Here is an 11585-nt window from a genome sequence, read left to right on the forward strand (position 1 = left end):
GGGGCGTTAGCTTGCCGTAGCCAGTCCAGCACCACGGCGACGGAGGCTCCCGTGACTTCGCGTACCTCGACACCGGGCCTCGCCCGTTTCAACGCCCTGGAGGAGCACGCGGCCGCCGCCGCGCTCCACGAGGCGTGCGCCTCGGCGAAATGGGGGCGCCGACTGCTCGCCGGCCGCCCGTACGCCGCCGTCGAGGACCTCTTCGCCGCCAGTGACGCCGCCATGGCCGAGCTGAGCGAGGAGGACCTGGCGCAGGCGATGGCCGGGCACCCCCCGATCGGCCGTCCCAGGCCGGGCGACCCGACCTCGGCACGTGAGCAGCGCGGCATGGCCGGCGCCTCCGACGAGCTGAAGGCGGAGATGCTCGAACTGAACCTGGCCTACCAGGAGAAGTTCGGTCATGTCTTCCTGATCTGCGCCACCGGCCGGACCGGCGAGCAGATGCGCGACGCGGTCCGGGACCGGATCGGCAACGCGCCGGAGCGGGAACGGGAGATCGTCCGCGTCGAGCTGGGCAAGATCAACCGCATCCGGCTCGCCCGTATCGTCGAAGAGGACCGATCGTCATGAGTACGAGCACCACCGCCTCCGTGTCCACGCACATCCTGGACACCAGCGTCGGCCGCCCCGCCGGGGGTGTCGCCGTCCGGCTCTCCGCCCGGGCGGGCCGGAACGCGGACTGGCAGGCGCTCGGCGGCTCGCTGACCGACGCGGACGGGCGGTGCAAGGATCTGCCGGCGCTGCCGGAGGGAACCAGCCACGTACGGCTCGACTTCGAGGTCGAACCGTACTTCTTGAAGAAGCAAGCCGATGCGCAGCAGGACGCCCCCGCGAACCGGGACAGCGGTGCCGTGTTCTTCCCCGAGGTCGTCATCACCTTCACGGTGACGCCCGGCGAGCACTACCACGTACCGCTGCTGCTCAACCCGTTCGGCTACTCCGTTTATCGAGGGAGCTAGCTATGCCCATCCTTGGACCCAACCAGTACGGCAAGGCCGAGAACCGCGTCGTACGCATCACGCGGGACGGCGCCACCCACCACATCAAGGACCTCAACGTCTCGGTCGCGCTGAGCGGCGACATGGACGAGGTCCACGTCTCGGGCTCGAACGCGAACGTCCTGCCGACGGACACCACCAAGAACACGGTGTACGCCTTCGCCAAGGAGTACGGCATCGACTCCGCCGAGCAGTTCGGCATCCACCTCGCCCGGCACTTCGTGACCTCCCAGACCGCCATCCACCGGGCCCGTATCCGCGTCGAGCAGTACGCCTGGGAGCGCATCGAGCACGGCGGCGACGGCGCGCACTCCTTCGTCCGGCAGGGCCAGGAGACCAGGCTGGCGCAGATCACCTACGACGGCACGTCGTGGGAGGTCGTCTCCGGCCTCAAGGACCTCACGGTCATGAACTCGACCGACTCCGAGTTCTGGGGTTACGTCAAGGACAAGTACACGACCCTGCCCGAGGCTCACGACCGCGTCCTCGCCACCGAGGTCTCCGGCCGCTGGCGCTTCAACTGGACCGACGACGAGCAGCGGATGCCCGACTGGGAGGCGTCCTACGAGCAGGTGAAGCAGCACCTGCTGCGGGCCTTCGCCGAGACGTACTCGCTCTCGCTCCAGCAGACCCTGTACCAGATGGGCGTGCGGATCATCGACCACCGCGAGGAGATCGACGAGGTCCGCTTCTCCCTGCCCAACAAGCACCACTTCCTGGTGGACCTGGCCCCGTTCGGTCTCAAGAACGACAACGAGGTGTACTTCGCCGCCGACCGCCCCTACGGCCTGATCGAGGCCACCGTCCTGCGGGACGGATGCGAAGCGAAGATCCCGGCGGACCTGACCAACCTCTGAGGGGCGCACCATGACAGCAGTTCAGCGCATCGTGATCGAGAACTGTTCGATCGCGACCGTAGACGCCGACGACACCGAGTACGCCACCGGCCATGTCGTCATCGCCGGCAACCGCATCGAGTCGCTCGGCGCCGGGCGCGCCCCGGCGGACCTGCCGGACGTCGTACGCCGTATCGACGCCACCGGCCACCTCGTGACCCCCGGCCTGGTCAACACCCACCACCACTACTACCAGTGGATCACCCGGGGCCTCGCCACCGACCACAACCTCTTCGACTGGCTCGTCGCGCTCTACCCGACCTGGGCGCGCATCGACGAGCAGATGGTCTACGCGGCCGCCCAGGGCTCCCTGGCGATGATGGCCCGTGGCGGCGTCACCACCGCGATGGACCACCACTACGTCTTCCCCAAGAACTCGGGCGACCTGTCGGGATCGATCATCCGCGCCGCCCGCGAGACGGGGGTCCGCTTCACCCTGGCCCGCGGCTCCATGGACCGCAGCGAGAAGGACGGCGGCCTGCCCCCGGACTTCGCCGTCGAGAGCCTCGAAGGCGCCCTCGCGGCGACCGAGGCCACCGTCAAGGAGCACCACGACGCCTCCTTCGGCGCGATGACCCAGGTGGCCGTCGCCCCCTGCTCGCCGTTCTCGGTCTCCACCGAACTGCTGCGTGAGGGCGCCGAGTTGGCCCGCCGTCTGGGGGTGCGGCTGCACACCCACGGCTCGGAGACGGTCGAGGAGGAGAAGTTCTGCCACGAACTGTTCGGCATGGGCCCGACCGACTACTTCGAGTCCACGGGCTGGCTCGGCGAGGACGTGTGGATGGCCCACTGCGTCCACATGAACGACTCCGACATCGCCGCCTTCGCCCGTACGAGGACGGGCGTGGCCCACTGCCCGTCGTCCAACGCCCGGCTGGCGGCGGGGATCGCCCGGGTCCCGGACATGCTGGCGGCCGGCGTCCCGGTCGGCCTCGGCGTCGACGGCACGGCATCCAACGAGTCCGGCGAACTCCACACCGAGCTGCGCAACGCGCTCCTGATCAACCGCCTCGGCGCCCACCGCGAGGCCGCCCTCACCGCCCGCCAGGCGCTCCGGCTCGGTACGTTCGGCGGCGCCCAGGTCCTGGGCCGGGCGGGGGAGACCGGCTCCCTGGAACCCGGCAAGCTCGCCGACCTCGTCCTCTGGAAGCTCGACACCCTCGCCCACGCGTCGATCGCCGACCCGGTGACCGCCCTGGTCCTCGGCGCGGCGGCCCCGGTGACGGCGTCGTTCGTCAACGGCCGGCAGATCGTGGAGAACAACCGCCTGCTGCACGTCGACGAGGACGCGATCGCCCGCTCGACGAGGCAGGAGGCGCGGCGGCTGGCGCGGATCGCCGCCGGGGCCTGACCCGCTGAACTCTGGTCGAGGGGGACGGCCCTCGACCAGAGCCGTGGACCTCGGCGAGGTCCACGGCAGCCGTCTCCGGGGCGCGCACGCTCGTGCGCGCCCCGGAACGGTGTCACGGGCGGGCCGTCCCGGGTGGGCCGCACGCGCCCCCGGGGTCCGTCAGGCGAGTGCCGCGAGACGGTCCCGGACCCGGGTCGCGACCGTGTACGTGTCGCCGGTCGGCTCGGTCGCGAGCGTCCCCGGGTTCCGCGCCCAGCGGTCCTCCAGGGCGAACCAGTCGATCTTCGCCGGTGCGCGGCCCGCGGCCAGCGCGGCCCTCAGCTCCTCGAAGTACGTCGACCAGCGCAGCCGGTACAGACCGCCGACCAGTCCCGCCCACTCCCGGTTGGCGTAGTCCCGCAGCCCCGCGTCCGCTCCCTTCCGTGTCCCCCACACGGTCAGCAACGACAGGTTGTCGTACGCCAGCTGGTCCCGCTCTGCGGCGTCCGCACCCCAGGAGCGGGCCTCCGCGACCCAACGGCCCAGCAGATGACGGGAGTCGGTGGCCACCAGCTCGTCCAGCAGGTCCATGAGCGACAGCCAGTCCGCGCTCGACCTCGCGAAGAGCGCCGTGTCCTGCGCATCGAACGCCGCCTTGATCCGCGGCAGCTTCACCCGGCTGCGGTTGGCGAGCGCCTGGCGGGCCACGTCGAGGAGGTCACGGCGATACGCCGTCGAGACCCTCAACTCGGTTCGCACGCGCAGCAGTTCGCCCAGCGCGGGCTCGAAGTCAGCCGCGTTGTAGCGGAGTTGCTTGGGCGACCAGCGACCGGCCCGTACGGCGTTCAGTGCCGGCCGGGCGCCGAAGAGGCCGTCGGCGCCCTCGCTCCAGGAGTCGGCGCGGGTGGTGCCGTACGCGGTGCGGCGCAGGATGTCCCAGGCGGCCTCGGCGTGCGGATCGAGGGCACCGTACCGGGCGTGCGCCCACTCGGCGAACCAGGCCTTCAAGTCCAACGCGCCTTCTCGCCAGGCGAGTTCGGAGAACAGGGTGAAGGCGGCCGGGTTGTTGTCCGCAGCCTCCGGCATCAGGGCGATTCCCCGGAGCCTGCTGCCGCCCTTCGTGCGCCACTTCTCGTACAGCGTCGCCCAGTCGGGGGTGTTGGCGCCGAGCGCGGTGTGTCCGCCGAAGTTCCAGATGGAACCGAAGGCGTACGGGGTGTCGCCCCAGTCGGCCTCGCGGTCGGTGACCGTGGGGAAGCGGTCGGAGAGGCCGTCGACGACGAGCATGCGCTCCTTGTCGACGGCGTCGACGATCGCGCGCGGCGGGTTGTGCTGCCAGCCGAGGATCACCCAGGTGGCCCCCGGATGAGCCCGCTGGAGCGCGCGCTCGACACCCTTCGCCGCGTCGGCCACGGGAACGTCCCCCGGGTCGCCGCCCTCGTGGAGCAGATCCATCTTGTACAGCGTCGACGGGCCGAACATCTCGTCCTGCACCCGGTAGAAGGCCGCCGCCACCCGGGCGAACTCGGCCCCGCGCGGGTCCAGCCAGTCGGGCCGCGCGAAGCCCATCCACTCGCCCTGCGGCACGGTCCGGGCCCCCGGGACCCGCTCCGCGAAGCCCGCCGGGACCGTCCCGAAGTACCCGGGGAACACCGGCGTCATCCCCAGCTCGCGCGCCCGGTCGGCGATCCTGCGGCCGAGGACGGCCCGCGCGTCCAGGAGCTGCCGGGAGACGGGGGAGGGGAAGGCGGACAGGTTCTGCAGCAGCCACCACGGCTGGTGGGCCGGGCCCGGCACCCACGCCCGCAGCTCCTCCTCGCCGTACCCGAACTCCTGGAACACCCGGTGGTACAGCGCGTCCGCGCCCGCGCAGACGAGGACCTCGTTGTAGCCGTGCAGCGCCAGCACGTCCAGCTCGCGCTCCCAGTACGACCAGTCCAGGTACGCGCCCGTGTAGCCGTCGTTGGTGTCGTTGAGGGCGAAGCGGTGGACGACGTTCGCCCGGCGGCTGACCGTCTGGTCAAGGCCGGGCAGCTCGCGCGGGAGGAGGTCCGTCTGGTCGCCCGCCCAGTTGATGTCGGCGTAGGCGACGTGTTTCAAGTACCAGTTCAGACCGGTGAGTTGAGTGGCCGGGGTGTCACCGGCGACGGTGATGCGGCCGGTGCTCCCCGAGACGCGGAAGGTGTCCTTCTCCTTCCCCTCCGTGAAGGTGATCTGCCGCCAGTGGTCCGGCAGCAGCCTTCTGGTCGCCACCGAGGCCGTGCGCTGCGCGTTGTCGGTGCGGGGTGCGTCGTCCGAGGGGATCGCGCCGGCCGAGGTGCAGGCGGCGGCGGAACCGGCGGCGAACGCGGTGAGCAGGGCACGGCGGGCGAGCGGCATGGTGTCTCCGGGATGCGGTGGGGGGTACGCCGTGGGAGGAATACCCGCCGACACCCCACTTGTGCGCGGACACGCGGCCACACGGGGGAGAACCCGACGTGAACGGCTGCTTCCTACGCCAATATGAGTAGATTTTCCGGTTCGGGAACCCCGCTCCCCGGCCGACGCGTTGTCGGGAAACAGTGATTTATCCGAATGATCGCTCCGCGTCCGGTGGGGGCCGGTACCGACGGGGAGAACCGGTAAGTCCGGTTGTGACCGTTCGCGGAGCCGGGGGACAGAACGGGGACACACATGGTGCACCGACACCATCGCGAGACCTACTACGTCGTCAACGAGGGCCGGATCCTGGAGTTCGAGAAGGGGGCGGCCGTCGCGCGTGTGCCGAGCGCGACCGAGCAGCAGATGGCCTTCCGCTTCTCCCGGTTCGGGGAGAAGGGGGTCCAGCTCGACGAGGAACTGCTCGGCAAGCTGGCCGTGGCCATGACCACGGGCACGGGCGGCGCCGACCCGGACTCGGGCGAGCCCGGGGCGTCGGTCCCGGCGGGGTTCACGTATCTCGGTCAGTTCGTCGACCACGACCTGACCCTGGACCGCACCCAGGTGGGGCTGGGCGAACCGGTCCCGGTCGAGGACCTGGTGCAGGGGCGCAGCCCCGCCCTCGACCTGGACTCGCTCTACGGCATGGGCCCGCGCCACGGGGGCAGTGCGCGCTTCTACGAGTCCGGCGGCCGCCTGAGGACGGGCACGACGCTCGGGGTGGGCTTCCCGCCCGAGTCGACGTCCAACACCGACCACGCGGGCTTCGACCTGCCGAGGGCCGGCGAGGCGGCCGGCGGCACCCGGGCCGACCAGCGCGCCCCGCTCATCCCGGACGCGCGCAACGACGAGAACCTCGCGGTCGGCCAGCTCCACCTGGCGTTCATCCGCTTCCACAACAGGGTCGTCGACCTCCTCGACGAGCGCGGCGTGCCCGAGCACCGGCTGTTCCAGGCGGCCCGGGACATCGTCGTGAAGCACTACCAGTGGGTGCTGCGCACCGACTTCCTGCCGCGCATCGTCGACCCGGACATCGTCGAGCGGGTCTTCACCCGGGGGCGCAGGCACTTCGAGCGGCCCGGGTACGTCCGCCCCGGCGACTTCCCGACGATGCCCATCGAGTTCTCGGTGGCCGCCTACCGCCTCGGGCACAGCATGGTGCGCGGGGCCTACCAGTGGAACAGCGTGTTCCGCGCGGGCGGACCCGGTCCGATCGCCTCGCTCGGACTGCTGTTCCGGTTCAGCGGGACGGCGGGCAACCTCACGCCGGGGCCGGACGACCTGAGCGACCTCGACGACCCGAACTCCGGGGAGAACCTGCGGCTGCCGAGCAACTGGATCGTCGACTTCCGCCGGCTGTTCGACTTCGGCGAGATCGGCCGGGACGACCTGGTCGTGCCGGAGGGCGAGTTCAACGTGGCCAAGCGGCTCGACACGCTCCTCGTCGACCCGTTGTCCACGCTGCCCACCGGCACCTTCGACGGCCGGGGCCGCCCGGCCCCGCCGCCGATCCAGCGCAACCTCGCGTTCCGCAACCTGGTGCGGGCGTCGATGGTCGAGCTGGCCACCGGGCCGCAACTGGCCGCCCAGATGGGCTTCAAGCCGCTGACGGAGGACCAGATTCTGCGCGGTAACGGCGGAGCCGTACTGGAGGGGTTCACCGACGCTGAGCGCGCCCGGCTCGTGGAGCACACCCCGCTGTGGTTCTACGTGCTGCGTGAGGCAGAGGTGAACGAAGCGCACCCCGGCAGCCTCACCGGTGTCGGCGGCACCCTCGTCGCGGAGGTGTTCCACCGGGCGATGGAGGGCAGCCGGAGGTCGATCGTGAAGCACCCGGGCTGGCGCCCGAGCCTCCCCTCCCACCGGAAGGGCAGGTTCACCATGGCGGACCTGCTGCTCTTCGCCTTCGAGAACGACCCGGAGCTGCTGAACCCGCTGGGCTGAGCGGAGCTGCTGAACCCGCTGGGCCGAGCGGCCACCGGCCGTGAGTCCCCGGTGCCGCGGACCGCGAGCGTGAGCACGCGTTCCGCGACGCCGGGGTCCGTCGATCCGCTAGACGCGTCTCGGCGAGGCCAGCAGATACCGCTCGCGAGTCCGTGGGTCCGTGTGCTCGCCCACCTGCCAGCCCGCCCTCTCCAACGTCGCCCCGCAGGCCCGCAGCGCCTCGGCGTCGGGCTCCCGTACGGCGACGGCCTCGGGCTGGGGCGTGGCCCGCACGCGGTAACCCCCTCCCGCCGGGTCCGCCCCCGCGGGCCGGTGGGCCGCGGCCTCCAGTGCCAGTGCGGCGGCCTGCACGAGGTGCGTGCGCTCCCAGCCGCACGGGCGGTCCGTGACGCCGCCGGTGTTGGTCATGCGACGCAGCTCCAGCAGCCCTTGCCAGGCGCTGTGGACCTCTCGGACGCGAGCCGGTCCGGTGGCGGCGGCCTCCTCGCCGCCGACCCGCGCGGCGAAGACGCCGGTAGCGGCGGGGGCCGTGTCCGTCCGGGCCATGTCCGTCCGGGCCGTCTCCCGGTGGGCCGTCTCCGGGGCCGCCACCGGTGCCGTCTCCCGTAGGCGATGTCCGGCCGGCGTGAGGAAGTGGTCGTGCGGCGGGCGAGGATGCCGGAAGGCCAGCCCCCGCTTCACCAGGGCCGCGAGCTGGTGCTCCGTACCCGTCAGCCGCCCGGTGACGGGCTCGGCGGCGTCGATGATCCGCCGCTGGGCGGCGGTCGGCGGTCGTGTCACGGCGCCCTCCCTCATCCGAACCGGCCGTGGGTCACCCCCCACGGATACGGAGACTACGAGGGGGGTCTGACATTCCACCCCGCGAGGACCGGACGCCCGTGCTCCGTACCGAGCCGGCAGACCGTACCGGTGGCCAGCTGGAACAGCGCGCCACCGGAGGCGGGCAACCCGAGATAGCGGGCGGTGAGGACGCGCAGGAAGTGTCCGTGCGCCACGAGCACCACGCTGCCCTCCGTGTTCGCCAGCGCCGCGTGCGCCTTGGCGAGCATGCGGTCGGCACGGGCGCCGACCTCCTCCGGGCTCTCCCCGGGGTGCTCCGGCGGTCCCGGCGCGACCCCGTCCGTGAACAGGAACCAGTCCGGCCGGGTGCGATGGATCTCGACGGTGGTGACGCCCTCGTACGCGCCGTAGTCCCACTCGACGAGGTCCGCGTCGAGGCGCGCCCCGGTGAGCCCGGCCAGGTCGGCGGTCTCCCGGGCGCGCTTGAGCGGGCTCACGAACACGGCCCCGACGCGGTGCGAGCCGAGCAGCGGGGCGAGGCCGCGTGCCTGCTCGCGACCGTGGTCCGTCAGTGAGAGGTCGGTCCAGCTGGTGTGCTGCCCGGACACCGACCACTCGGTCTCACCGTGCCGCACAAGAAGAAGATCACCCATGTCCCCAGGCTACGAGTCCGCGGCGCCCGACGGCGTCCCGCACCTCACAGGGCACGGGCCCACCGCTGCAACTCCGTGAACTCCGCCTCCCGCAGCCCCCGGCGCGGATCGATCCGCATCAGCAGCGCGGCGGTGTCGTGGTGCTCGGCCACATGCCGGACGTCGAGTTCGGTGATCATGTCGTCGACCCAGACGAACGGCCGTCCCGCCGCCCACTCCAGGACCTGCCGGGTCTTCCAGTACAGCCCGTCCGGGTCCTCGGCGAAGAGACCGGCGAACTCGATGACCGGCAGGTCGCGGGGCAGCCCGATCACCGGGCCGATCATCTCGTTGGCGTCGTGCATCCACGTCGTCGCCCACGCCAACTCGTAGGGCAGCGCGAGGAGTCGCTCGCCGTGCGCCGGATTGAGCCGGATCCGCAGGCCCCGGCGCAGCCGCCGGGAGCCCGGTTTCTGCCGGGCGGACCAGTTGGCGGGTCGCATCCGGTGGGTCACATAGCCGTCAGGACGCCACCACCGGGCGCCGAAGGGGTTGAGAGGGCCGTCGACGTCGAGGAGGAGCAGCGGGCGATCGGTCATGGGGAAGGGTTACCCATGCCGGGTGGGCGCCGATGCCCGTACGCCCGCGTACGCCGACGCCCCGGTCCGCGTACGCGACGGTGCCGTACCGCCGTCGACGGCCACCGGTACCGGTCGTCGACGACCGCGGGTACCGGCCGTCGGCTACTGCCGGTACCCGCTCAGGAAGCGGCCGATCCGGCTGATCGCCGCGTCCAGGTCGTCGGCGTGGGGGAGGGTGAGGATGCGGAAGTGGTCGGGGGTCGGCCAGTTGAAGCCCGTGCCCTGGACGACCTGGATCTTCTCGCGGAGGAGGAGGTCCAGGACGAACTTCTCGTCGTCGTGGATCCGGTGGACCTTGGGGTCGAGCCGGGGGAAGGCGTACAGGGCTCCCTTGGGCTTCACACAGGAGACGCCGGGGATCTCGTTGAGCTTCTCCCACACCACGTTGCGCTGCTCGTGGAGGCGGCCGCCCGGCGTGGTGAGGTCGGTGATCGACTGACGGCCCCCGAGCGCGGCCTGGATGGCGTACTGGGCGGGCGCGTTGGCGCACAGCCGCATGGAGGCCAGCATCGTCAGGCCCTCCAGGTAGTTGCGGGCGTGCTGCTTGGGGCCGGTGACGACCAGCCAGCCGGAGCGGAAGCCCGCGACGCGGTACGTCTTGGACAGGCCGCAGAAGGTGAGGACGACCAGGTCGGGGGCGAGCGCGGCGGCCGAGTGGTGGACGGCGTCGTCGTACAGGATCTGGTCGTAGATCTCGTCGGCGAAGACCATCAGGCCGTGGCGGCGGGCGAGGTCGAGGATGCCCTCGATGATCTCCTTGGGGTAGACCGCGCCGGTGGGGTTGTTCGGGTTGATGATGACGACGGCCCTGGTGCGGTCGGTGATCTTCGACGCCATGTCGTCGAGGTCCGGGTACCAGTCGGCCTGTTCGTCGCAGAGGTAGTGCACTGCCTTGCCGCCGGCGAGGGTGGTCACCGCCGTCCAGAGCGGGAAGTCGGGGGCGGGGATCAGGATCTCGTCGCCGTCCTCGATCAGCGCCTGTACGGCCATGGAGACCAGCTCGGAGACACCGTTGCCGAGGAAGACGTCGTCCACGTCGACGTCGAGGCCGCGCTCCTGGTAGCGCTGGGCGACGGCGCGGCGGGCCGAGAGGATGCCGCGCGAGTCCGTGTAGCCGTGGGCCTGCGGGAGCATCCGGATCATGTCCTGGATGATCTCCTCCGGCGCCTCGAAGCCGAAGAGCGCCGGGTTGCCGGTGTTGAGGCGCAGGACGCTGTGGCCCGCCTCCTCCAACGCGTTGGCGTGCTCGATCACGGGGCCGCGGATCTCGTAACAGACCTCGCTGAGCTTGCTCGACTGCCGGAACTCCATGAGCCCTCGCCCTCCGGTTGTTGTGTTGCTTGGTTTTACCAAGTAGGCGCTTGGAAAGTCCAACGACATGTCTAGACTGCGTCCCATGTCACCTCGCCGAAGCTACGACCAGTACTGTTCCGCCGCGCGCGCGCTCGACCTCGTCGGTGACCGCTGGACCCTGCTGATCGTGCGCGAACTGCTGGCCGGGCCGCGCCGCTACACGGATCTGCACGCGGATCTGCCGGGTGTCAGCACGGACGTCCTCGCGTCGCGGCTGAAGGACATGGAGCGGGACGGGCTGTCGACGCGGCGCCGGCTGCCGCCGCCGGGGGCCGCGTACGTGTACGAACTCACCGACCGGGGGCGGGAGTTGCTGCCGGTGCTGCAGGCGCTGGGGGCGTGGGGGGAGTCGGCGCTCGGGGAGCGCCGGGCCACGGACGCGGTACGGGCACACTGGTTCGCGTTGCCGTTGCTGCGGGCGCTGCGCGGTGCGGCCGCCGGGCTGGTCGAAGTCCGGCTGGAGGAAGGGGCGTTCCATGTGTGGGCGGGCGCCGAGGAGGGGCCGGTGTACGGGGACGGGCCCGCGCCCGGGGAGGCGGACGTACGGCTGACCCTCGACGCGGGCACCTGCGGTGTGCTCGGGCGGGGGGAGT

Annotated in this window: 11 protein-coding genes; 6 read left to right on the forward strand and 5 right to left on the reverse strand. The window is 71.5% G+C overall.

What is annotated here, in order from left to right:
• Window positions 1-51 precede the first annotated feature (51 nt).
• Genes uraD through P1P70_RS10415 form a run of 4 tightly spaced genes read left to right on the forward strand, consistent with a single transcriptional unit; the run spans window position 52 to window position 3245 of the window.
• On the forward strand, window positions 52-570 hold the full coding sequence (gene uraD, locus P1P70_RS10400) for a 2-oxo-4-hydroxy-4-carboxy-5-ureidoimidazoline decarboxylase (protein ID WP_319236444.1): 519 nt from the start codon (window positions 52-54) through the stop codon (window positions 568-570).
• A complete protein-coding gene (gene uraH, locus P1P70_RS10405) occupies window positions 567-959 on the forward strand; it encodes a hydroxyisourate hydrolase (RefSeq protein ID WP_319236446.1) in 393 nt (130 codons plus the stop codon). Before uraD ends, uraH begins: the two co-directional genes overlap by 4 nt.
• Before the next feature lie 2 nt (window positions 960-961).
• The gene (pucL, locus tag P1P70_RS10410) at window positions 962-1855 is read left to right on the forward strand and encodes a factor-independent urate hydroxylase (protein ID WP_319236448.1); all 894 of its coding nucleotides are present in this window, start codon (window positions 962-964) and stop codon (window positions 1853-1855) included.
• A gap of 10 nt (window positions 1856-1865) precedes the next feature.
• Window positions 1866-3245 carry an 8-oxoguanine deaminase gene (locus P1P70_RS10415; RefSeq protein WP_319236450.1) on the forward strand — a complete coding sequence of 460 codons (1380 nt, stop codon included), beginning with the start codon at window positions 1866-1868 and terminating at the stop codon, window positions 3243-3245.
• Window positions 3246-3404: 159 nt separating this feature from the next.
• Here the strand turns inward: P1P70_RS10415 and P1P70_RS10420 are convergent, their stop codons facing one another.
• Window positions 3405-5603, reverse strand: coding sequence for an alpha-N-acetylglucosaminidase (locus tag P1P70_RS10420; RefSeq protein ID WP_319236452.1), 2199 nt, complete (start codon window positions 5601-5603; stop codon window positions 3405-3407).
• A gap of 294 nt (window positions 5604-5897) precedes the next feature.
• Between P1P70_RS10420 and P1P70_RS10425 the strand changes: the two genes are divergently transcribed.
• On the forward strand, window positions 5898-7586 hold the full coding sequence (locus P1P70_RS10425) for a heme peroxidase family protein (protein ID WP_319236454.1): 1689 nt from the start codon (window positions 5898-5900) through the stop codon (window positions 7584-7586).
• 108 nt (window positions 7587-7694) lie between these two features.
• Here the strand turns inward: P1P70_RS10425 and P1P70_RS10430 are convergent, their stop codons facing one another.
• The 4 genes from P1P70_RS10430 to P1P70_RS10445 all read right to left on the reverse strand — a co-directional run bounded on the left by P1P70_RS10430 (window position 7695) and on the right by P1P70_RS10445 (window position 10950).
• Window positions 7695-8366: a hypothetical protein gene (locus tag P1P70_RS10430; protein WP_319236456.1), complete on the reverse strand. Its 672-nt coding sequence runs from the start codon at window positions 8364-8366 to the stop codon at window positions 7695-7697.
• 53 nt (window positions 8367-8419) lie between these two features.
• On the reverse strand, window positions 8420-9019 hold the full coding sequence (locus P1P70_RS10435; RefSeq protein ID WP_319236458.1) for a histidine phosphatase family protein: 600 nt from the start codon (window positions 9017-9019) through the stop codon (window positions 8420-8422).
• A gap of 44 nt (window positions 9020-9063) precedes the next feature.
• On the reverse strand, window positions 9064-9597 hold the full coding sequence (locus P1P70_RS10440; protein WP_319236460.1) for an HAD domain-containing protein: 534 nt from the start codon (window positions 9595-9597) through the stop codon (window positions 9064-9066).
• A gap of 144 nt (window positions 9598-9741) precedes the next feature.
• Entirely contained in the window at window positions 9742-10950 is a 1209-nt protein-coding gene (locus P1P70_RS10445; protein WP_239758355.1) for a pyridoxal phosphate-dependent aminotransferase, read from the reverse strand.
• Between the two features lie 85 nt (window positions 10951-11035).
• Between P1P70_RS10445 and P1P70_RS10450 the strand changes: the two genes are divergently transcribed.
• Window positions 11036-11585: helix-turn-helix domain-containing protein (locus tag P1P70_RS10450; protein WP_319236463.1), on the forward strand; the 550-nt coding region annotated here is incomplete at its 3' end.

The sequence above is a fragment of the Streptomyces sp. MB09-02B genome, from assembly GCF_033794485.1.
In the GTDB taxonomy this organism is placed as follows: Bacteria; Actinomycetota; Actinomycetes; order Streptomycetales; family Streptomycetaceae; genus Streptomyces.